This window comes from Caballeronia telluris, assembly GCF_001544495.1.
In the GTDB taxonomy this organism is placed as follows: Bacteria; Pseudomonadota; Gammaproteobacteria; order Burkholderiales; family Burkholderiaceae; genus Caballeronia; species Caballeronia telluris.
Window position 1 is genome coordinate 51,503 of sequence record NZ_FCNZ02000012.1, and the last position, 21,723, is coordinate 73,225.

At 66.6% G+C, this 21,723-nt stretch carries 21 protein-coding genes; 11 read left to right on the top strand and 10 right to left on the bottom strand.

What is annotated here, in order from left to right; all coding sequences use genetic code 11:
* Positions 1 to 50 precede the first annotated feature (50 nt).
* The 3 genes from AWB66_RS16850 to AWB66_RS16860 all read right to left on the bottom strand — a co-directional run bounded on the left by AWB66_RS16850 (position 51) and on the right by AWB66_RS16860 (position 2,108).
* Entirely contained in the window at positions 51 to 455 is a 405-nt protein-coding gene (locus tag AWB66_RS16850; RefSeq protein ID WP_087631326.1) for a cupin domain-containing protein, read from the bottom strand.
* Positions 456 to 563: 108 nt separating this feature from the next.
* The gene (locus AWB66_RS16855) at positions 564 to 1,043 is read right to left on the bottom strand and encodes a carboxymuconolactone decarboxylase family protein (RefSeq protein WP_087631327.1); all 480 of its coding nucleotides are present in this window, start codon (positions 1,041 to 1,043) and stop codon (positions 564 to 566) included.
* Between the two features lie 186 nt (positions 1,044 to 1,229).
* Positions 1,230 to 2,108, bottom strand: a complete 879-nt coding sequence (locus AWB66_RS16860; protein ID WP_087631328.1) for an RNA polymerase sigma-70 factor — start codon at positions 2,106 to 2,108, stop codon at positions 1,230 to 1,232.
* A 145-nt stretch (positions 2,109 to 2,253) separates the two neighbouring features.
* Here AWB66_RS16860 and AWB66_RS16865 point away from each other — a divergent pair, with 145 nt between their 5' ends.
* Positions 2,254 to 2,967 carry a response regulator gene (locus tag AWB66_RS16865; protein ID WP_087631329.1) on the top strand — a complete coding sequence of 238 codons (714 nt, stop codon included), beginning with the start codon at positions 2,254 to 2,256 and terminating at the stop codon, positions 2,965 to 2,967.
* Positions 2,961 to 4,298, top strand: coding sequence for an ATP-binding protein (locus AWB66_RS16870; protein WP_235021148.1), 1,338 nt, complete (start codon positions 2,961 to 2,963; stop codon positions 4,296 to 4,298). Before AWB66_RS16865 ends, AWB66_RS16870 begins: the two co-directional genes overlap by 7 nt.
* 58 nt (positions 4,299 to 4,356) lie before the next feature.
* Here AWB66_RS16870 and AWB66_RS16875 read toward each other — a convergent pair whose 3' ends face one another.
* Entirely contained in the window at positions 4,357 to 5,859 is a 1,503-nt protein-coding gene (locus tag AWB66_RS16875; protein ID WP_087631330.1) for a polyhydroxyalkanoate depolymerase, read from the bottom strand.
* A 280-nt stretch (positions 5,860 to 6,139) separates the two neighbouring features.
* On the opposite strand from AWB66_RS16875, the gene AWB66_RS16880 reads away from it, so the two are divergent.
* Positions 6,140 to 6,793 carry a glutathione S-transferase family protein gene (locus AWB66_RS16880; RefSeq protein WP_087631331.1) on the top strand — a complete coding sequence of 218 codons (654 nt, stop codon included), beginning with the start codon at positions 6,140 to 6,142 and terminating at the stop codon, positions 6,791 to 6,793.
* Here the strand turns inward: AWB66_RS16880 and AWB66_RS16885 are convergent.
* A complete protein-coding gene (locus AWB66_RS16885; RefSeq protein WP_087631332.1) occupies positions 6,790 to 7,776 on the bottom strand; it encodes a zinc-dependent alcohol dehydrogenase family protein in 987 nt (328 codons plus the stop codon). The genes AWB66_RS16880 and AWB66_RS16885 overlap by 4 nt on opposite strands.
* A 573-nt stretch (positions 7,777 to 8,349) precedes the next feature.
* Between AWB66_RS16885 and AWB66_RS16890 the strand changes: the two genes are divergently transcribed.
* From AWB66_RS16890 to AWB66_RS16900, 3 genes are all read left to right on the top strand, one after another.
* On the top strand, positions 8,350 to 8,724 hold the full coding sequence (locus AWB66_RS16890) for a DUF3564 domain-containing protein (RefSeq protein ID WP_087631333.1): 375 nt from the start codon (positions 8,350 to 8,352) through the stop codon (positions 8,722 to 8,724).
* A gap of 280 nt (positions 8,725 to 9,004) precedes the next feature.
* Positions 9,005 to 9,430 carry a phasin family protein gene (locus tag AWB66_RS16895; RefSeq protein ID WP_087631334.1) on the top strand — a complete coding sequence of 142 codons (426 nt, stop codon included), beginning with the start codon at positions 9,005 to 9,007 and terminating at the stop codon, positions 9,428 to 9,430.
* A 108-nt stretch (positions 9,431 to 9,538) separates the two neighbouring features.
* Positions 9,539 to 10,351 carry a class I SAM-dependent methyltransferase gene (locus AWB66_RS16900; RefSeq protein ID WP_087631335.1) on the top strand — a complete coding sequence of 271 codons (813 nt, stop codon included), beginning with the start codon at positions 9,539 to 9,541 and terminating at the stop codon, positions 10,349 to 10,351.
* 14 nt (positions 10,352 to 10,365) lie between these two features.
* Here AWB66_RS16900 and AWB66_RS16905 read toward each other — a convergent pair whose 3' ends face one another.
* From AWB66_RS16905 to AWB66_RS32970, 4 genes are all read right to left on the bottom strand, one after another.
* Positions 10,366 to 12,915 (bottom strand): response regulator, encoded by a 2,550-nt coding sequence (locus AWB66_RS16905; protein WP_087631336.1) that lies wholly within the window; start codon positions 12,913 to 12,915, stop codon positions 10,366 to 10,368.
* 133 nt (positions 12,916 to 13,048) lie between these two features.
* Positions 13,049 to 14,887, bottom strand: coding sequence for a DUF3857 domain-containing transglutaminase family protein (locus AWB66_RS16910; protein ID WP_235021149.1), 1,839 nt, complete (start codon positions 14,885 to 14,887; stop codon positions 13,049 to 13,051).
* A 171-nt stretch (positions 14,888 to 15,058) separates the two neighbouring features.
* The gene (locus tag AWB66_RS16915) at positions 15,059 to 16,000 is read right to left on the bottom strand and encodes a transglutaminase family protein (RefSeq protein ID WP_235021139.1); all 942 of its coding nucleotides are present in this window, start codon (positions 15,998 to 16,000) and stop codon (positions 15,059 to 15,061) included.
* 42 nt (positions 16,001 to 16,042) lie between these two features.
* Positions 16,043 to 16,342: a hypothetical protein gene (locus AWB66_RS32970; RefSeq protein WP_125469740.1), complete on the bottom strand. Its 300-nt coding sequence runs from the start codon at positions 16,340 to 16,342 to the stop codon at positions 16,043 to 16,045.
* 65 nt (positions 16,343 to 16,407) lie between these two features.
* Here AWB66_RS32970 and AWB66_RS16920 point away from each other — a divergent pair, with 65 nt between their 5' ends.
* The 5 genes from AWB66_RS16920 (at position 16,408) to acuI (ending at position 19,810) form a co-directional block, all read left to right on the top strand.
* Positions 16,408 to 17,340 carry an aldo/keto reductase gene (locus AWB66_RS16920; protein WP_087631338.1) on the top strand — a complete coding sequence of 311 codons (933 nt, stop codon included), beginning with the start codon at positions 16,408 to 16,410 and terminating at the stop codon, positions 17,338 to 17,340.
* Positions 17,341 to 17,422: 82 nt separating this feature from the next.
* On the top strand, positions 17,423 to 17,845 hold the full coding sequence (locus tag AWB66_RS16925; protein ID WP_087631339.1) for a DUF1810 domain-containing protein: 423 nt from the start codon (positions 17,423 to 17,425) through the stop codon (positions 17,843 to 17,845).
* A gap of 27 nt (positions 17,846 to 17,872) precedes the next feature.
* Positions 17,873 to 18,088, top strand: a complete 216-nt coding sequence (locus AWB66_RS16930; protein WP_087631340.1) for a hypervirulence associated TUDOR domain-containing protein — start codon at positions 17,873 to 17,875, stop codon at positions 18,086 to 18,088.
* 170 nt (positions 18,089 to 18,258) lie between these two features.
* Positions 18,259 to 18,696, top strand: a complete 438-nt coding sequence (locus tag AWB66_RS16935; RefSeq protein WP_087631341.1) for a PRC-barrel domain-containing protein — start codon at positions 18,259 to 18,261, stop codon at positions 18,694 to 18,696.
* Positions 18,697 to 18,826: 130 nt separating this feature from the next.
* Positions 18,827 to 19,810, top strand: a complete 984-nt coding sequence (acuI, locus tag AWB66_RS16940) for an acrylyl-CoA reductase (NADPH) (RefSeq protein ID WP_087631342.1) — start codon at positions 18,827 to 18,829, stop codon at positions 19,808 to 19,810.
* A 39-nt stretch (positions 19,811 to 19,849) separates the two neighbouring features.
* On the opposite strand, the gene AWB66_RS16945 is transcribed toward acuI, so the two are convergent.
* A complete protein-coding gene (locus AWB66_RS16945; RefSeq protein ID WP_087631343.1) occupies positions 19,850 to 21,538 on the bottom strand; it encodes a methyl-accepting chemotaxis protein in 1,689 nt (562 codons plus the stop codon).
* Positions 21,539 to 21,723: the final 185 nt, after the last annotated feature.

Here is a 21,723-nt window from a genome sequence, read left to right on the forward strand (position 1 = left end):
CGACTCGCGCTTCCTGTGACATCGTCCCCGTGATTTTTTTGTGGCGGGCGCTACTTCACGGGCGTCAGCACCGGCGCGTCCTTGTTTTTCAGCAGCAGCACGATGAACTTCGCCGGCTTCGTCGTGCTGGCGTTGCGGCCGACCGTGTGAATGTCGTTCGGGCCTTCGTAGAAGGTCTGGCCGGGCTTGAGCGTGACTTCCTTGCCGCCCTTCACCTGCATGACAATCGTTCCTTCCAGTACATAGATGAAACCGTGCGCGTCGTGCCGATGCACCGGGTCCTCGCCGCCCGGCGGATAGACGACCTCGATCATCAGCGCTTCCTTGCCGGGGTAATCCGCGAGCGCCTGCGTCATCAGCGGCGTGACGACGGCGTCCGGCGCCGCCTGCGCGGGGCCGGCGAGCGACGCCGCGCAAAGCAGCATCGCCGCGCGGGTTGGGGTCAGGCTGAACATGATGTGTCCTCGATGGTGGCCCGCGCTTCAGGGCCCGTTTGTCCCGTTTTTCCCGTTTGTACCGTTTGTCTGCTGCACGCGCGTCCGGCCTTCGCGTGCGACTTCGACTTACTGCAGCCCCGCCTTGTCGAGCCCGAACACCTTGTCCGACGAACCCGGCACGGTCCTGAACGCGACGTTCGCGCGATTCCAGCCGTTGATCGCCATCACTTCGAAGGTGAGGTCGGAGAGTTCCTTCTCCGAAAACTGGGTGCGCACGCGCTCGTAGAGGTCGTCGGGAACGCCGGCTTCCGGAATGCGCGTCAGCACTTCGGTCCATGCGAGCGCGGCGCGTTCGCGCGGTGCGAAGAGCGTCGATTCGCGCCAGATCGCCACATGGTGCAGACGCAGTTCGCGCTCGCCGTGCAGCTTCGCTTCCTTGACGTGCATGTCGACGCAGAAGGCGCAGCCGTTCATCTGCGACGCGCGGATCTGCACGAGATCGACGATCGAATGCTCGATGGCCGCTTCCTTCATCCGGTTACTGAATTCGAGGAATTTCTTGAACAGTTCCGGGGATTGTTGGATGTAGTTGAGTCGCTGAGTCATGATTTCTCCGTGCGATTGGGACAGACAGCCCGCGGCTTTCGGGGCGTCGCTGGCGGCGAAGCGCCGCACGGAAACCATCGTAGAGTCGGCGGGCGCGCGCCGGTAGACCCGCCGAAGTGCTCACGCTGTTGCCCGCGCGGCACCAATCGCGCGCGGCATGCATCGGCGCGCGGCGCGCATCGTCCTTCAGCCGCCGACCGCTGCCGCGATGCGCGCGAGCTTGTCGGGATTGCGCTGCACGTGCACGCGCACGATGCGCACGCCGTCGGTCTCGTAGGATTGCGCGGATTCCAGCTTGCCCTCGATGAAGCGCAGCAGCGCCCATTGCCCGTTGAGCAGCGCGAGTTCGACGCGCACCGCGTCGCCATAGCGCAATCTCGCGGCGAAAAAAAGTTGCGCGATGCGCCGACCGCCTTCGAGCGGCTTCGGAAAGCTCGGCACCCGGCCGCCGCCATCGCCGATCAACACGGCGTCGTCGGCGAGCAGCGCATGGATCGCGGCGAAATCGCCGCGAGAAAGCGCCTGCGCGAAATCCTGCAACAGGCTGCGGTGGATGTCGCGCGCAACCGTGGCGCGCGGCCGCGCGTCGCGCAACTGCGTCTTCGCGCGGCTCACGAGCTGGCGGCACGCGGCCTCGCTCTTGCCGATCGCGCTCGCCACTTCGTCGTAGCCGGCATCGAACACTTCGCGCAGCAGGAAGGCCGCGCGCGCTTCCGGACTCAGGCGTTCCAGCAGGACGAGGAAAGCCACCGACACGTCGTCGGCGCGCTCCGTCATCTCTTCCGGCGTGGCGGGCGATGCGCTGTATTCGGGCTCGGGCAGCCAGATGCCGGCGTAATGTTCGCGCTGGATCTTCGCGGCGCGCAGGCGGTCGATGGAAAGGCGCGTCGTCACGGAGACGAGCCAGGCCTCGGCGTTATGGATGGTCTCGTGCGCGGCCGCGTGCCAGCGCAGCCAGACATCCTGCACGATGTCTTCGGCTTCCGCGACCGATCCCAGCATCCGGTACGCGATGGCCTGCAAGCGACGTCGCAGGCGGTCGAAAACGCTCGTGGCATCGTCCATGGTGCGGCTTGCTCCCTCGCGACGTGGCAAGCGATTATGCTACCGCGTTGGGGGCGCCTCGCACAGGCGCTGTTTTGTGCTTCTATGGAACCTGTTCACGTAAGCGCGCAAACATCAGACGGTGTACAACGCCCGGGAGCCCTCGATGGAAACCAAGCCAAAAATCATCGTCCTCGACGACGAAGCCGAACTGCGCAACATGCTGCAACGCTTTCTCGGCTCACAGGGCTTCGAGGTGCGCGCGGTCGCCGACAGTCAGCGGCTCGACCGCTACCTGCAACGCGAGCCCTACGACCTGCTCGTGCTCGACCTGATGATGGAGCCCGAAGACGGTCTCTCGGTCTGCCGGCGTCTGCGCGCCGAAGGCCACACCTTGCCGATCCTGATGCTGACCGCGAAGGGCGACCCCGTCGACCGCGTGATCGGCCTCGAAACCGGCGCCGACGATTACCTCGCGAAGCCCTTCCTGCCGGGCGAGCTGGTCGCGCGCGTGCGGGCGCTGCTCCGGCGCCAGAAGATGGCGGCCGGCGACCCGACGCTCACCACGCAGTCGATTCGCTTCGGCGAATTCCGGCTCGATCTCGGCCGGCAGCGCCTCTATCAAAACGACGAGCCGTTCGAGATCCATTCCGCGCAGATGCAGTTGCTCGCCGCGCTCGGCTCCTCGCCGAACCGCGCGATCAGCCGCGACAACCTGATCGCGCGCACGCGCGGACGCGAACACGACGCGCTCGACCGCAGTATCGACGTGCAGGTGCTGCGCCTGCGGCAGATCGTCGAAGCTGACCCGTCGAAGCCGCGCTTCATCAAGACGGTGTGGGGCGTCGGCTACATGCTGCTCGCGGATATCGAATCGTGACGCGCCTGTTGCGTTCTCTTTTCGCGCGCAACATCGCGCTCCTGGTGGCGCTCGTCGCGCTGAGCCAGGTCTGCTCGCTCACGGTGCTGATGCATTACGTCCAGACGCCGCGCATCGAACGCGCCGCCGCGACCTTCGCGAACTATATCGACACGCTCGGCGGCATCGTCGCGGCGGCGCCGCCCGACGCACGCGCGGCATTCGTCGAGCGACTGCAGGCCCGGCGCGAGTTGCCCGCCGAAGCCGCGCTGGAACCGCCGCGCTCGCTGACGACGCTCTACCGCTCGTATCAGCGCAGCACGTTCCTCGCGATGCTGCGCCGCCATCTCCCGGCCGACGTGCCGGTGCGCTGGCAAATCGCCGACGACCGGTCCGGCGGCGAAGAACGGCTGTGGTTGCGCATGCGTGTCGGCGGCGAGCCGTACTGGATCGCGCTCGCGATTCCCGAAGCGGCGCACGGCGAAGGCTTCGTGTCGACGATCCTGCTCTCGCTCGCCCTCGCCGCGCTCGCGACGCTCACCGCTTACGTGATCCAGCGCCACCTGAACCGCCCGCTCGACGACCTCGCGCGCGCAGCGCGTCATCTGAGCGCGGGCGGCCAGCCCGAACCGCTGCCCGTCGACGGGCCGACCGAAATCGCGCAGGTGAGCCGCGCGTTCAACCAGATGACCGACGCGCTGCGCGAAGCCGAGGCGACCCGCGCCCTGATGCTCGCGGGTATCTCGCACGACATCCGCACGCCGCTCACGAAGCTGCGCCTCGCGATGGCGATGGCGGTTCCCGCGGGCGGCGATCAGACATTCGTCGCATCGTCGGAGAACTATCTCGACCAGATCGACGCCATTCTCCAGCAGTTCATGGACTACGCGGGCAGCGGCGCGAAGGAGGTGCCCGTCGACGGCGACCTGAACGCGCTCGTCGCGAGTCTCGCCGGCGACTTCGCGGGTCTCGGCCATGAGTTCGAACTGACGCTCGGCGACCTGCCGTCCTTCCCGTTCCGGCCCGTGAGCACGATGCGCCTCCTCATGAACCTGATGCAGAACGCGGTGCTGTATGGCGTGACCGGGCTCTCGGTGCGCACCTGGCTCGACGCCGACGCGCGGCTCGCGTGCATCGCGATCGGCGACCGCGGCAAGGGCATCGCGGCGGACGAGATGGAGAAGCTGAAGGAGCCGTTCCGGCGCGGGCGCGGCGGCGCCGGGCATCCTTCGGGCACGGGTCTCGGGCTCGCGATCGTGGAGCGCATCGCGAAGCTGCACGGCGGGACGCTCGTGCTGCGTCCACGCGAAGGCGGTGGGACGGAGGCCGTGGTCACGATGCGCCTCGGCTAATTGCCCGCGCTCGCCCGCCGTCACGCCGTGGGTGAAGAAAACCGCCTGATTGCTCCGTTCACGCCGACGGCGAAGTCGAACGGTCGCCCTCGCCATCGGTTTCGACCGCCTGCGTGCCGGGCACGTCGTCGGCGAGCGCTTGCGGGTCGATCATGTGCTCGGGTGCGATCGACTCGCGGCGTCGCGTGCGCTTCGGCGCCGCGCCCGCCTTGCCGGTCTTGCCCGGCTCGTTCAGAACGCTCGCGGCCGCCGCGCTCGTGATGGGCGGTATCGACTGCAACGGCACGATCGGCTGCGAGCGCGCGTTGACGTTGATCGGACTCGCCTCGTTGTCGTGGATCAGCGCGCGCACGCGCGGATAGATCTGCCGCTCCCAGCGCCTGCCGTTGAAGACGCCATAGTGACCGACGCCCGTCTGCACGTGATGCGCCTTCAGGTACGGCCGCAGCTTGTCGCAGAGATCCTGCGCGGCGAGCGTCTGTCCGACGGCGCAGATGTCGTCGCGTTCGCCTTCGATCGTGAGCAGCGCCGTGCGCCGGATCGCGGACGGCTCGACCTTGCGTCCGCGCACTTCGAGTTCGTGCAGCGGCAGCGAATGCCGCTGAAAAACCGTGTCGACGGTCTCCAGATAAAAATCCGCCGTCAGGTCCATCGTCGCGAAGTATTCTTCGTAGAAGACGCGGATCGCGTCGGCGAGACGCTCGTCGCCCTTCGCGCGCTGGTAGTGCATGTCGACGAACGAATCCAGATGGCGCGAGAGATTCATCGCCATGAACGCGTTCAGCTGCATGAAGCCCGGATACACGCGCCGGTGCGCCCCCGCGAAGCCGAACGGCACCGCGCTGATCAGATGCTTCTCGAACCATTCGAGCGGCTTGCTCTTCGCCAGTTCGTTCACGCGCGTCGGGTTGATGCGCGTGTCGATCGGGCCCGCCATCAGCGTCATGCTCGCGGGCTGCGCGGGATCGTTGTCCGCCGCCATCAGCGCGACTGCCGCGAGTGCCGCGACGGTCGGCTGGCAAACAGCGAGCAGATGCGCGCCCGGACCGATCTTCTGAATGAAGTCGATGATGTGCTGCACGTACTCGTCGAAGCCGAAGCGGCCGTGCATCAGCGAGATGTCGCGCGGATTGTGCCAGTCGGTGATGTAGACATCGTGGTGGGCAAGCATCGTGCGCACCGTGCCGCGCAAAAGCGTCGCGAAGTGGCCGGACATCGGCGCGATCACGAGCACGCGCGGCTGCGCATGGTCCGAGCCGTTGCGCGCGGCGTCCTTGGCGAAATGGACGAGCGAGCAGAACGGCGTCGAAGCCGCGACTTCCTCGATGACGGGAACCGGCTTGCCGTCGACGTCGACGGAATCGATTTCGAAGGGCGGGCGCGAATGCGTGAGGCCCGACAGCGTGAGCAGGTCGCAGGTCGCCCGGAGCGACCGGCCCTGCGGCGTCCCGGCGTAGGCCTGCCATGCAGCAAGCGAGTGATTCATTAGCGCGGCGCCGTGGCGAACCGGCAGCATCAGGTCCGACAGCACCTGGAAGGCGGGATAGGCGAACGGGTTCATCGATCTCCCACGGGTGCGCGAAACACAACGAAGGCCCTGAAGAACGCAATACATATGCCACAGGTCGACGCGCCTGCGACTTTGCATGACCCGCGCCGTCACCGGCGCGTCATCGGCCCATAGTAGCGTGTTCGGCTTGGCATGGCACTTGCGCCGTTCCCGCCCACGCGCTGGTTTTGCCGCGATTTGGTGCGCCACCGCACGGCGGCGTGCATCGGAGCGCGGACGGCGCCGGCGCTGCCCGAAAACGTCGCGCATTCCTAACCGGCTGGAGATTCGTATGGCAAATGCGACGCTGACCATCAGCAGCAAGAACTATTCGTCCTGGTCGCTGCGCGGGTGGCTGCTCGCGCGTTTCAGCGGTCTGCCGTTCGAGGAAGTCGTCATGCCCGTCGACGATCCCGTCGCCCGTGCCGAACTGCTGCTGCTTTCGCCTTCGATTCTCGTGCCCTGCCTCGTCCACAACGGCATCAAGGTATGGGACACGCTCGCGATCGCCGAATACCTGAACGAAGTCTGCCCCGACGCCCGGCTCCTTCCCGCCGACCGCCGCGAACGCGCGCATTGCCGCGCGATCTGCGGCGAGATGCATTCAGGCTTCGTCTCGCTGCGCTCCGCTTTGCCGATGAACCTCAAGGCGCACTTCCCGGGCTTCAAGGTCTGGGCGCGCGCGCAGACCGACATCGAACGCGTGACGACGATCTGGCGCGAGTGTCTCGCGCAATACGGCGGCCCGTTCCTGTTCGGCGCGCGCAGCGCGGCCGACGCGATGTTCGCACCGGTCGTGACGCGCTTCGTGACCTACGACGTGAAGCTCGATCCCGAGATCGTCGAATACGGGCAGCGCATTCTCGCGATGCCGGAGATGCAGGACTGGATCTCGGACGCGCAGCACGAAGCCGAGGAAATCGACGAACTCGACGTCGAGTTCTAGCGCACCTTCAACACGGCCGCGCCCGTGACACGGCCGGCGCGCAGGTCGTCGAGCGCGCGGTTGGCATCGGCGAGCGGATAAGCGGTCGTGCGCATCTCCAGATGGAACTGGCCCGCTAGCTTCATGAATTCGCGGCCGTCCTCGCGCGTGAGGTTCGCCACCGACGCCACGCGCCGCTCGCCCCACAAGAGCGCGTACGGAAACGACGGAATGTCGCTCATGTGAATCCCGCCGCACACGACGATCCCGCCCTTCCTCACCGCCTTCAACGCGGCCGGCACCAGTGCGCCGGACGGAGCGAAGATGAGCGCGGCGTCGAGTTCGTCGGGCGGCGTTTCATCGCTGCCGCCGGCCCATTGCGCCTTGAGGTCGAGCGCGAGTTGCTGCGCGGCCGCGTCGCCCGGGCGCGTGAACGCGTACACGCTGCGTCCCTGATGGCGCGCCACCTGCGCGACGATATGCGCCGCCGCGCCGAAACCGTAGATGCCGATGCGCTCCGCGTCGCCGGCCATCGCGAGCGTGCGGTAGCCGATCAGCCCCGCGCACATCAGCGGCGCCGCTTCGATGTCCGAGTAGCGCGGCGGCAGATGCAGGCAGTAGCGGCTGTCGGCGGCGACGCGTTCCGCGTAGCCGCCATCGAGCGTATAGCCGGTGAAGCTCGGTGCGTCGCAGAGATTTTCGCGGCCCGCGCCGCAATACCGGCAATGTCCGCACGTGTGCCCGAGCCACGGCACGCCGACGCGGTCGCCCGGCACGAAGTCCGTCACGCCGACACCCACCGCCGTCACGATGCCGACGATCTCGTGTCCCGGCACGAGCGGCAGCTTCGGCTGCGTGAGTTCACCGTCGACGACATGCAAGTCGGTGCGGCACACGCCGCACGCGTGGACGTCGATCATGAGCTTGCCGGTGTCGAGCACCGGATCGGGCAGATCGCGCTCGACCAGCCGGGGCGACGTGCCGTCGAAGACCATGGCGCGCATGACGAACGCTCCTCTTATGGAAGTGCTTAGACAACGCACGTTAGACACCGATGCTGCATCTGCATATCGGGCGCGCAGGCCGCTTGGTGGGGCGCCGGCGTCCGCGCTTGGTGCACGTTTGCACCGCATCGTGCTGCACGGTCCATGCCTGCGTCGGGCACGGCTGTTCGCATCGGGGAACGAAGTATTCATCCGTGTTTCCGAGCATAGGCAGTGCGCGGCGCGGCGATCGGCTTGCCGCGTCGATATGGCGCACGAGATCGCCTCGCGGCTGTCAGATTCGACGCCTAGACTCAAAGCAGAAGCGACAGAAGATGAGGGGCGTTGCGAATCGAACGGAACTTCGGCATCGGGCTTGCTTTCTTACGTCACTGGAAGCAGACAGCCAGGCGCCCAAGAGCGTCGCCGTCAGAAGTTGCTGCGATGCAAGGCATCGCCCGCAAGCATAAAGACATGGCCGGCATGCGCGCACCCGCGCCGTCATGCCGAAGCCGATCGACCGGCAGCCGAAGCGCATTTCGCGCGCCTCGCCCGTTCATCAAATTCAATTGAATCGAAGTCGTGGAGGATGTCATGCGTATTACCGTCAAGCTCGATGCGTTCGAGCGCGTCGATTCCGGCGCGTTCGCCATCCTGTGGCTCGACAAGGACACGCGCCGCTGGTCACGCGAAGGCCATCAGAGCGTGGATCTGCCCGACTGGGGCGACCTGCAGGCACGGCCCGACGGCACGCTCATCTGCGGCCAGCATGCCGACTCGCCGCTCTGCGTGCTCGAGCGGCTGGATTTCGACGTCGCAGGCGGCCCGTCCGAAGGCCAGGCCGGCCGCGCGCTCTGGTACGTGCACGGTTCGCCGGAGCCGGCGGCCGGTCGCTGGCATGTGCAGTGCATCGACCGCGAGCGCATCAAGGCCGAACACAGCGTCTTCGCGGGCGAGGAAAACGTCTAGCGGGAACGTCGGATTTCGCCGGATGCTCAGGCCATTCGTTTCGTGTGAGCGGCTCCGTTCCCTCGTTCACGCGGGCGCGTGCTCACGCGCCCCGTCCCGCACAAGCATGCGCGCTCTGGTGTTTTCCCTTGGCTCTTTTGGTCTCCGGATGTTGGTAGTATCAGTGGCCGGCTAGGTCGTTCGAACGAACGCACTCGGCGCGCGCGAGGGCGCCGCCGCGCTGCGAACCAAACTGCGAAAACCGAACTGCGCGACAAGTCGCAGACCCTGGGAGACACGCATGAATCAAGCAAAATTCGCCGATCCTTTCAGCCAGTTCGCCGCGATATTCCAGCAATACAAGCTGCCCGGCTTCGACGTGACGGCGATCCTCGAATCGCGCCGCAAGGACGTCGAAGCGCTCGCCGCCGCCAATCAGGTGGCGTTCGGCGGCATGCAGGCACTGCGCGACAAGCAACTCGAAATCCTGCGCCGCGCGCTGAGCGAACTCGAAGTCATTGCGCAGCAACTGGAAGCGTCGCCGCAAAAGCTCTCGTTCGATGCCACCGAAGTCGTGCAACGCGCGCTGCGCGACGGTCTCGCCGACATGGAAGACATCGCGCGCACCACCCAGCAGACTCAGGCCGAAGCCTATGCGCTCGTGGCGCAGCGCATGGACGACGCGCTCAAGGAGCTGAAGGCATCGCTCGCCCGGCCAGCCAGCTGAAGCCCGCCGAGACGCCCCGCCGTTCGACCGCCTGCACGCAGCCGTGAGCGGCTGCGCGCGAGCGTCGGCCACGAAGCGCGATGCCGCCCGTCACGCGGAGATTCTGCGATGGACTACGACGATTTCACGGCATTCGAGCACCGTGGCTGGGAGCATATCGTCCAGCCGTATGAGAATTACTTTGGCCGTCTGACGGCGCAGTCGCATGGCGCGCTGCTCGACGCGCTCGAAGTCGGCGCGGGAACGCGCATGCTCGATGTCGCGACCGGCCCCGGCAATCTGGCCGCGGCGGCGCTGGAGCGCGGCGCGACGATCTCGGCCGTCGATTTCTCCGCCACGATGATCGCGCACGCACGGCAGTCGCATCCGGACGTCGAGTTTCAGGTCGCGAGTGCCGAGTCGCTCCCGTTCGGCGACGAGCGTTTCGACGCGGTCGGCATCAGTTTCGGCATGTTGCATTTTCCGCATCCGGAAGCGGCGCTCGCCGAAGCGGCCCGCGTGTTGCGCAAGGGCGGGCGCGTGGCGTTCACGGTATGGGCCGCGCCCGAGCGGGCGGTCGGCTTCCAGATGGTGCTCGACGCCGTGCAGCAGCACGGGCGGCTGGACGTCGCGCTGCCCGCCGCGCCGCCGTTCTTTCGCTTCAGTGACCCCGACGAATCGAAGCGCGTCCTCGTCGAGGCGGGACTGGCCGATCCGCAGGCGGTCGAAGTCGATCAGACGTGGCCTTTCGCGCCGCCCGAGACGCCGTTCCACGGCCTGCTGCACGGCGGTGTGCGCATGGGCGCGTTGCTCCGGGCGCAGGAGGCGTCGGCGCTTGCGCGGATCGAAAAGGAAGTGAAGACGCGCGCCGCCGCTTATCTGCGGGAAGGCCAGTTGCTCGTGCCGATGCCGTGCATGCTGGCATCGGCGGTAAAACGGTAAACCGGCTGCGCGCGCTACGCGCCATCGGTCAGGCCAGTCAGTTCGCTTTGCAGCAGCGCGAAGTCGACGGGCTTCGCCAGCATGCGCACGTCCGGAATCGGCTCGCCGATCTCGGCGCTGTCGCCATAGCCCGATATCAGCAGCACGCGCATGCCCGGCCGCGTGCGCCGCACTTCGCGCGCGAGTTCGGCGCCTGACATGCCGGGCAGGTTCATGTCGCTCAGGAGCGCGTCGAACTTCTCCCGCGTCACGACGGCGAGCGCTTCTTCCGCGCTTGCCACGGCAGTGCAGTCGAGACCGAGGATCGTCAGCAGATCGTGCATCGCTTCGCGCGAGTCGGTTTCATCCTCGACGAGCAGGACCGAATGCACGCCCGCCGACCGCATCGTGGCAGCGCCGGATTTCCTTTCCACTTCAGCGCGTGTTTCGACACCGCGATCGAGCGCCGCGCGGATCTTGCGCGCGAGATCGTCACGCCGATACGGCTTGTTCAAAAGCGTCACGCCGCGATCGAGCTTGCCCTGATGGAAGATCACGTCGCGCGTGTAGCCCGAGGCGAACAGCACCGGGATCGGCGGCGTGCGCGCCGCCGCGCGCCGCGCGAGTTCGGCGCTCTTCACTTCGCCCGGCATCACGACGTCGGTGAACAGCAAGTCGATCGGCATGCCGCTCTCGACGAGCCTCGCCGCCTCGTCGCCGTTCGCCGCCTTCAGCACGTCATAGCCGAGTTCCGTCAAGAGCTCGACGGCGGTGATCCGCACATCGGCATCGTCCTCGACGACCAGCACCGTTTCGTGCGCCCCGAGCGGCACGCCGCCCGTATCGGCGGCTTCGGGTGTCTCGGCCTCGTCGCAGCGCGGGAAATACAGGCACACGGTCGTGCCGCGGCCCGGCGCGCTCTCGATGGCGGTGTGCCCGCCGCTCTGCTTGACGAAGCCGAACACCATGCTGAGGCCGAGGCCTGTGCCGCGGCCATCGGGCTTGGTGGTGAAGAACGGTTCGAACGCGTGTTCCAGAACCTCGGGCGCCATGCCCGCTCCGGTATCGGACACCGAAAAGCGCAAATAATCGCCGCGCGGCAGTTCGACGGACTCGCGACAGCACGCGTGGCCCGCCTCCTTCTGCGCACCGATGACGACATTGGTCGCCGTCAGCGTCAGCGTGCCTTCGCCGTGCATCGCGTCGCGCGCATTGATGGCGAGATTGAGCAGCGCATTTTCCAACTGGTTGCGATCGACGAGCACGTTCCACGACGCGCCGTCGCTACGCGTCTGCACGGCGACGGTCTCGCCCAGCACGCGATGCAGCATCTCCTTCATGCCAGCGAGCAGCCGTACCGGATTGACCACGGCCGGTGAAAGCGGCTGGCGCCGCGCGAACGCGAGCAGTTGCGAGGCGAGCCGCGCGCCGCGCTGCACGGCGTCGGTCGCGGCGGAAATCCGGCGCTGCGTGGCGGCGTCGTTGCCGACGCTCGTCGCGAGCATCTGCAGATTGCCGCTGATGACCTGCAACACGTTGTTGAAATCGTGCGCGACGCCGCCCGTCAGACTGCCGATCGCTTCCATCTTCTGCGCCTGGCGCAACTGCGCCTCGGCCGCGGCGCGCGCGGCGACCGCATCGGCGACGCGTTGCTCAAGCGTGCCCGTCAAGTGGCGCAGCGCTTCCTCGGCGATCTTGCGCTCGTGGATATCGATCAGCACGCCCGGATAGCGGCTGGGCGCACCCGTTTCGTCGAATTCGCAGCGTCCGTTCGCCTGCACCCAGCCGTAGCTGCCGTCGGGCCGACGGATGCGGTACTCGGCGTTGAGCGGCTGGCGCGTGGCGAGCGTCTCGTGCGCCGTGCGTTCGATCCGCTCGCGGTCGTCGGGATGAATCGCCTCGTTCGCGATGGCGCGCGGCAATCCGCGCGCGGCCTCGTCCACGTCGACGCCGAAGGTGCGCGCAAAACGCTCGTCGCCCGTGACCGTGTCGGCGGCGATGTCCCAGACCCAGGTGCCGAGCACCGCGCCCGTGTTCAGTGCCATCTGCAGGCGTTCGTCGGTCGCGCGGAAAGCGGCTTCGGCGGCCTCGCGGTGCCGCTCGGCGAGAATCCGCCCGGTCGTTTCCACGACGACCGAGAGGACGCCGGCCGGCGCGCCGTCGTCGCCGGGAACGGGGCTGTAGTACAGATCCATCCACACCTCTTCCGGGCGGCCGTTGCGCAGCAGCACGAGCGCCTTGTCGCGATACGTGAGCGTGCCGCCCGCGAGGCAGGTGTCCACGACGTTGCGGTTGAAACTCGCGATCTCCGGCCAGCCGAGTTCGACCGGCGAGCCGAGCAGATAGGGATGCCGGCCGCCCGCGAAGCCCGCGTAGGCGTCGTTGTAGATCATGTAACCCGGGCGCCCCCACAACATGACGAGCGGCACCGGCGAGGCCAGGAGCAGTTGCACGGCGGTCGCGAGCGCGCGCGACCAGGATTCGATCGGACCGAGTTCGGTCTGCGACCACTCGAACGTCCTGATGCGTCCGGCCATCTCGCCCTTCCACCCTGGGCAGCCGTGATCCTTAATCAAAAAGGGCATTTGACGTTCTCTCCGCCCATTCGAACGATGGGGCTTCTATTGGTATTGTCGGTTTGTCGTTGTGGCCGGCGCTCGCGCCCCTGCCGATTTTATGCCATCCGACTTTGGCGCGACTTAGCGCCGTGCCCGCCGCTCAGCGCGCCGCCGCCTTCACGATGATCTGCGACTGCGTGTCGCGCTCGATCCTTTTCAAGATCGCGAGCGCGGCCTCGAAATCAGCGGGCGAGCATACCTGCTTGCCGAAATCCGCCCGCAGGCGGCGCGTCACCTGGATCACGTTGGTGGACGGATCGAACAGGTACCGAGAGCGGTAATCGAAGAAACGGCCCGCGACATCCGCGCCGTCCGGCACCTCGACCACCCGCACGTCCTTCGGCAGCGCGATCTGCGACACCTCGTCGAAGTCGCCACCGACGCACACGTAGGGCTGCGCGCGCGTGCGCTCGGAAAGCCAGTTGCGGACCTGCGTCGCGATGCCGCCCGAGAGGCTCGACAGCGCCGGGAGCGCCGTCGTGCCAGTCGGCCAGACGACTTCGTCGAGCGAGCCGTCGATGGTCGTGACGAACGGGCCGCCGGTCGCATCGACGTCGCTCGTCGTAAGCGTCGCGCTGCCGCGCAGGCCGGTCGCGCGCAGCCGGTCGGCCGCGATCAGCTCGCGGCGCTGGGCGCTTGCCGCGCGCAGGTTCGAGCGCTCCATCTCCGCGCTCCAGCCCGCGTCCTGCACCCAGTACGACAGCGCCGCCGTGCCGCTCGCCGTCACGTCGACTTGCAGGCGCGCATCGCGCGAAAGCGGCTGCACGGCAGGCGTGCGGGCGAGCGTGCCGGAATCGACGAGCAGCGTCGGGCGATCCATGTCGGTGAGCGGCAGATAACCGAATTCGACGCTCGACGCGGTCGCATCGGCGTAGAGGTTGAGGTCCGGCAGCCACGTGATGACGTGATTGATCGCGCCGGAACCGTAGCCCGGCACCGACGGCAAGGTGTAGACGGAACCGAGCGCGATGAGCGCCGGCTCGCTCCGGATGCCGACGGCCGAAAGCAACGCGCCGTAGAGCGCGACGTGGTCCTTGCAGTCGCCGTAGCGGTTCGCGAGGATGTCGGCGGCGCGGTGCGGCACCGCCGGACTCTGGCCGATGAAGAGCGCCACGTAGCGGACGTTGCGGCGTACCCAGTCGTAGAGCGTCTTCGCACGGGCGCGGTCGTCGGTATCGTTCAGCGTGAGGGAGCGCGCGAGATCGCGGATCGCGGGCGCGTTCGCCGTCGGATCGGCGGCGGGTTCGCGGTAGCTCGCGGCGAACGCGGCGTAGTCGGGAAAGGTCGAGACGATCAGGCGGTCGCCGTACTGCGCATAACCCACCGAGCCGCTTTCGACGCGCTCGAAGCGCTCGCGGCTGTAGTCGAACTGATAACGCGTGCGGCCGTTCTCGGTGACCGGCGGCCGGGCGACGTAACCGCGCGCGTCGGCGTAGAGGGTCTTGCCGGCAGGCAGGTCGAAGATCAGCGTCTGGCTTTGCACCGGGCGGCGTCCCGGCTCGACGAAGTAATTGAACTGTCCCGCGACGACGGCCGCGGACTGGCTCTTGTGAAAGCGCAGATAGACGCTCGACCCGGTGCCGACGCCCGGATAGATCACGGCGCGCAGCTTCGCGTCCTGGAAGGTCGGCGCACCCGCCGAGCGCGGCTCCTGGATGTCGCGGATCTGGTCGGGCATCACGGCGTGGCGCACGCCGTTCATGTCGATCGCATAGGCATCGACGATATCGACCTTCGACACGCTCTTGTCGAACCAGACGTAGCGCTGCGCGATTTCGTCGATGCCGGCGGGCGTGTTTGCGCGCAGGATGGTTTCGTCGTCTTCGGTCAGCGAGCCGTCCTCCGCCACGACGAAGACGTGCACGTCGCTCACGACCGTGGACGGCTCTTGGGGCGCGGACACCGCCGCTGCCGGCAACGCTCCGCCCGCCGCCAGCATGCATGCGAACGCGATACGCCGCGCGAAATGGTGTGAAGGGTGATGCATGGCTCGCCGGTCCTTGCGTCGGACGCTCACGGGGACGAGCCATCGTACCGTAGTTCATGCGGGGGCGCGGGGGCGCCTGCCGCAGCGCACGCGCCACCAGCATCGACCGGTGTTTCGTCCGGTTTATTTCGACACTTTTGCCGCAACCGCGTCCTTCTTTTCTTTGTCGCTTGAATCGTCTTCGGCGGGAATCTCCGTCACGCTCACTTCGACTTCGAGTCCGCGAAACGCGCCGGGCGTACCGTTCCACGTGCCCCAGAGCGGCAACGCCTGATAGTGGTTCCACGCGACCGCCACGCGTATCAGATGACGATTGCCGATGATGCTGTTGGTCGGGTCGAAGTCCACCCAGCCCGCACCGGGCAAATAGATCTGAAGCCAGGCGTGGGTCGCGCCGCCACCCTGCGTCGCCGAATGGTCCGGCACGAAGATATAGCCGCTCACGAAACGCGCCGCGAGCCCCAGCGACCGCACCGCATCCATCATCAGCACCGCGAAGTCGCGGCAACTGCCGCTCTTGTGACGCAGCGTGTCGGCCGGACGGTTCACGCCCTTCTCGGTGCGGCGCACATACTTGAAGTCGTTGGCGATGCCGAGTGTCATCGCGCGCAGCATCGAGAGTGTGCCGGTCGCCGTTCCCGATGAAAGGAACTGGCGCGCCCACGTGCTCACGTCTTCGTCCGGATGCTGGCGATTGCGTGCGTTGACGAGATCGGATGCCTCTTCGTTCGTGTAGGCGAAGGGGTACGTCGCGGCATAGCGTTCGAGCGCGTAGTCGGGCTGCGGCGCCTCGTAGTGTTCCAGCGTGACATGGCTTTCGAAGATCAGCTCGGGCGCCTCGCCGGCGAACGTCGCCACGGCGACGGAATTGTCGAACACGTCGTGCAGCCAGTGAAGATGCGCGGGCGTCGGCGTGATGTGCAGGTGCGTCGTGACGAGTCGCAGATCGTGGCTCGATCTCGGCCGGAACATCATGCGATGCTCGCCGAACTCGACCGGCTCCGAATAACGATACGCGCTCAGGTGCCGCACGACGAAGCGTTGCGGATCGGTCACCTTGATCATTTCGCGACCACGGCGAAAAAGGCAGAGGGAACAAGCGGCTCGCTAGCCGAGACTTCCGGCATGGCGCGTGAGGGTCGTAAGGTCAAGATTCATCTCCCGTGGGCTCTCGGTGTCGGGACCACTGTAGACCTTTCGCGGGGCGGGCGCATGATTGCCACGCGCGGATGTCACCGTCGAGCGGTCGAGGGGATGCACGATTTCCTGGTCGGCGAAACGCGGGGTGAAGCGGAAAGGCACGGTCGTGCCGACCATCAAGGCGCTCGACGACTTAGAAAAGCTCGCATGTCTCGACGAGGCGAAGATGTCGCGCTGACAGCGCCTGCTGTCGAAAAGGCGCATCATTTCAGCAAGCGCCTGTGATGCGCGACCCCGACCGCTTGCAAGCACGTCGCTTCAGTCCTGTCACTATGACTTCATCCAAGCACGATCGCCGTGCCTTTCTGCGTTTCACGACCCAGGCCGCCCTCGCGCTGCCGCTCACGCACGTCGCTCGCGCCCAGACGCCCGACACCCACACCATGCTCAAGCGTCCGATTTCATCGACGGGCGAGGCGCTTCCCGTCGTCGGCTGCGGTACATGGCGCACCTTCGACGTCGGCAGCGACGCCGGCGCCCGCGCGGGTCTCGCCGACGTGCTGCGCGTGCTCTTCGAAGCGGGCGGCTCCGTGATCGATTCGTCGCCGATGTATGGCTCTTCCGAGGAAGTCGCCGGCGCGCTGCTCACGCAACTCGATGCCCATCGCAAGGCGTTCGTCGCGACCAAGGTGTGGACGCAGGGACGCGAAGCCGGCATCGCGCAGATGGAGCAATCGATGCGGCGGCTCCAGCAACCGCGCATCGACCTGATGCAGATCCACAATCTGCTCGACTGGCGCACCCAGCTCGCGACCTTGCGCGACTGGAAAGCCAGCGGCCGCATTCGCTACATCGGCATCACGCATTACACGTCGAGTGCGTTCGGCGATGTCGAAGCGGTATTGCGCTCGGAGAAACTCGACTTCGTGCAGATCAACTACGCAGCCGACGACCGCGACGCCGAGCGGCGCATCCTGCCGCTCGCGGCCGAACGCGGCGTCGCGGTGATCGTCAACCAGCCGTTCGGCGGCGGCGGATTGCTCGGGCGGCTCAAGGACCGTCCGTTGCCATCGTTCGCACAGGAAATCGGCTGCGGAAGCTGGGCGCAATTGCTGCTCAAGTTCGTGCTGGCGAATCCCGCCGTCACCTGCGTGATTCCGGGCACGGGCCGTCGCGAGCACATGATCGACAACGTGCAGGCAGGCTTCGGCGCCTATCCCGGCACTGCATTGCGCACGCGCATCGTCGAAGCGGTTGCCGGCTGAACGCGTGGACGGCAATAGCGGCGGGAATAAGCGTTGCTGCTCGAATGCGACCCTCGTCGAGCCAGGAAGGAGGAGATGACACATGAGCGACGACTACGATCTGGAACGCTTCGTCGATGCGCAGCGGACGGCCTATGACGACGCCCGCAGCGAATTGCAGGCGGGAAGAAAGCGCACGCACTGGATGTGGTTCATGTTCCCGCAGATCGCGGGCCTCGGGCATAGCGCGATGGCGCAGCATTATGCGATTGCGTCGCTTGCCGAAGCTGAAGCGTACCTTGCGCATCCGGTCCTCGGCGCGCGCTTGCGCGAACTCACGCGCATCGTGAACGACGTGCGCGAGCGCACCGTCGATCAAATCTTCGGCTACCCCGACGACATGAAATTCCATTCGTCGATGACACTGTTCGCGCAATGCTCGACCGATACGGCCGAGTTCGACGAAGCGCTCAATAAATACTTCGGCGACAAGCCCGATACCGGGACGCTCGACCGGCTGAGATAAGCCCTCACATTCACGAAGGGAACCCACATGACAACTGCCTTCAAGGTACGCGATCACGTCAGCTGGAACACGCCGCAAGGGGAGACGACGGGCCACATCGTGCGCGTCATCACGGAGCGCACGACCGTCGCCGGCCATACCGTCGACGCGTCCGCTTCCGAGCCGCACTATGAAGTGGAGAGCGAAAAGAGCGGCAAGCACGCGGTGCATAAAGGAAGCGCTCTCAAGCATCGCGCGGGGTGACGATAAGAGAACCGCCCGGTGACGCTTGACGTTCCGGGCGCTTCGTCGCCTTGCTCGATCTCGGTGCATGACGCCATATCTGCAAAGCGCACGCGAATCCGTCAAACTGCTAGCGCGCTCTCTCGCGCGTTCCGGATTCACTGCTCTTTCAACCTAAAGGAAATGGACACATGAAATCGAGAATCGTCGCTTTACTGATCGCGTCTTCCGCGATGGGCCTGGCGTCCTCCTCCGCATTCGCGCAGGTGGCGGGAGCGCAACCGCTCGGCGTGTCCGTCGAAGTATCGACGGCCATCGTGGAAGGTTGGAGCGTCAAGAAGTCCATTCTGAACAAGCCGGTCGTGAACGACGAAGGCGCGCGCGTCGGCGTGGTGCACGACATCATCGTGGCGCCCGACCGCTCGGTGTCGTTCGCGATCATCGCGGCCAACCAGTTCCTCGGCGTCTCGCATCATGACGTGGCGATCCCGATCGAGCAGCTCGACTTCGTCGGCGGCAAGCTGGTGCTCGCAGGCGCGACGAAGGCCGCGATCAAGGCGTTGCCGGAGTTCCAGTACACGAAGGTTAAAGCCGCACCTGTGCCGCGCGCCCAGTTCGAGCATCACTGACACGCCCGGCCCATGAAGCGATAGCTCAACGGGTCATCGCTTCATAGAGCAATTTGATTAGCTGTGCAACCAGATAAGCGCTTCGTTGCCGCGTGTGCGGACCGCAAGCCGGAGACATGGAGCTTCGCCGATGTTCAAAGCACTGCTGCTCGAGAAAGAGGACGACCGCACGAAGGCGTCCGTCCAGTCCATCGACGAAGCGCGTCTCGCCGATGGCGACGTGCTCGTGCGAGTCGCGTATTCCACGCTCAACTACAAGGACGCGCTCGCGATCACGGGCAAGGTCCCGGTCGTGCGCACGTTTCCGATGGTGCCGGGTATCGATTTCGCGGGCGTCGTCGAGGAAAGTTCGCATGCGGAGTTCAAACCCGGCGACAGCGTCGTGCTCAACGGCTGGGGCGCCGGTGAGACGCACTGGGGCGGCCTTGCGCAGAAGGCGCGCGTGTCAGGCGATCACCTGATTCAACTGCCCGAAGGCCTCACCGCGCGCCAGGCGATGGCGGTCGGCACCGCGGGCTACACCGCGATGCTGTGCGCGCAGGCGCTCGAACGCCACGGCGTCGCGCCGGGCGACGGCGACGTGCTGGTGACCGGCGCGAACGGCGGCGTCGGCAGCTTCGCCATCGCGATACTCGCGCGACGCGGCTATCGCGTCGTGGCATCGACGGGGCGCAGTTCCGAGGAAGCACGTCTGCGCGAACTCGGCGCGGCCGAGGTGATCGACCGCTCGACGCTGTCGGCGCCCGGCAAGCCGCTGCAAAAGGAGCGCTGGGCGGCGGCGGTCGATTGCGTCGGCAGCCACACGCTCGCGAACGTCTGCGCGAGCCTGCACTACGGCGGCGCGGTGGCGGCGTGCGGACTCGCTCAGGGCATGGATCTGCCGGCGACGGTTGCGCCGTTCATCCTGCGCGGCGTGGCCCTGCTCGGCGTGGACAGCGTGTATGCCCCGCGCGAGTGGCGGCTGCGCGCGTGGGCCAGCATCGCGAGCGAAGTGGCGGTGCAAACCATCGAGCAGGTCGCAGGCGAAATCGCGCTCGGCGAAGCGGTCGATGTCGCGAACCGCCTGTTGCAGGGCGAAGTGAAAGGCCGCGTGGTCGTCGACGTGAATCGATGAACCGGCACGCGCCGCCATGAGCATGGCGGCGCGTTCGCGTCAGAACGTGTTCCAGCCCTCGTTACCGCTCGCCGCCGGGCGCAGCGACGGCGCGCGGACGTGTTTCGCGGCGACCGGCGGCGTCAAGGCCGCTCGCGCGGGCGCAGCGTGAGACGAACCGTGCGACGACCCGGCGAGCACGAAAAACGCCACCGTTTCGTTCAGTTGCCGCCCCTGTTCGTCGAGCGCGTGCGAGGCAGCCGCCGCCTCTTCCACGAGCGCCGCGTTCTGCTGCGTCACCTGGTCCATCTGCGCGATGGCCTGGTTCACCTGCTCGATGCCGCGTCCCTGTTCGTCGGATGCCGCCGCGATCTCCTGCATGATGTCGGTCACGCGCGCGACCGCTTGCGTCACTTCCGCCATCGTCTTGCCCGCGTCCTCGGCGAGCGTCGAGCCGTCCTGCACCTTTTCCACCGAACTCGCGATCAGGTCCTTGATCTCCTTCGCCGCCGTCGACGAGCGCTGCGCGAGGCTGCGGACTTCGCTTGCGACCACGGCAAAGCCGCGTCCCTGTTCGCCCGCCCGCGCCGCCTCGACGGCCGCGTTCAACGCGAGGATGTTGGTCTGGAACGCGATGCCTTCGATGATCCCGGTGATGTCCGCGATCTTCGACGAGCTTTCGCTGATGCCGTGCATCGTGTCGACCACGCGCCCGACGACTTCGCTGCCCTTGTTCGCCACCGCCGACGCGTTGAGCGCGAGCGTGCTCGCCTGCTGCGCGTTCTCGGTGTTCTGCTTCACGGTCGACGTGAGTTCTTCCATGCTCGCGGCGGTTTCCTCGAGCGAAGCGGCCTGTTCCTCGGTGCGCTGGCTGAGGTCGGTATTGCCCGTCGCGATTTCCTTCGCCGCGCCGCCGATGGCGCCGCTGCTGGTGCGCACGCGGCCGACGGTCTCGGTCAGGCGGTCGTTCATTTCGCGCAGCGCGTGCATCAGCGCGCCGACTTCGTCCTTCGAATCCACGACGATCGTGCTGCGCAGGTCGCCGCGCGCCACCGTGCGGGCGATGTCGACCGCGACGCCGATCGGCCGCGTGACCGAACGCGTGATCGACACGCCGGACACGACCGCGAGCAGCACGGCGAACACCGACAGCGAAAACAGCACGTCGCGCCGCGTCTCGTAGGCGCGCTGATAGTCGTTCACGATCACTTCGCGGCGTGCGCGCGTATAGCTGGCGTAGGCATCCGTCGCCTTCACGAGCGTGGCGAGGAGCGGGCGGCACTCGTCGTCCATCTTCGCAATCGCCTCCTCGCGGTTGCCGGCGAGCGCGAGGCCGACGATGTCGGTCGCAACCGGACCATAGAGCCCCTCCACGCGATCCATCTCCGCAACGAGACTGCGCGCCTTTTCGCTCGTATCCGTGGCGGCGGCGATCATGTCCTTCAACTGCTTGAGCTTCGCTTTCACGTCGTCGTGGGCGCGCAGGACCTCGGCCTTTTCGAGTTCGACGTCGGCGGGCGTCTTCACCAGTACCAGATTGCGGGCCGCAATCGCGCGACCGTCCACCGCGGCACGCAACTGCTCCGCGACGTCGGCGCGCGCGTTGATGCCGTTCACGTAGTGCGAGAATCCGTCGGTGGCGGTGCCGAGCGCGCTCAGCGACATGCCCGCGATCACAAGGACGAGCACCGCCATGACGCCGAAGCCCGCGATGAGCTTGTTCTTGATTGTGATGTTCTTCAGACCCACGTGTCTCTCCGTGTCCATTCGGACGAAGGCGCCTATCCGCCGGCCGAAAAGGCCGGCTGTCGATGTCCGACCGGGTGCCGCGGCCCTGCGGTCCGATTCGGTGCTCTTAGGGATATAACGACACCGATACAAATGTCTGAAGGGAAGGTGGACAAAACCATATTGCATCGTTTGCGGACAGGCGA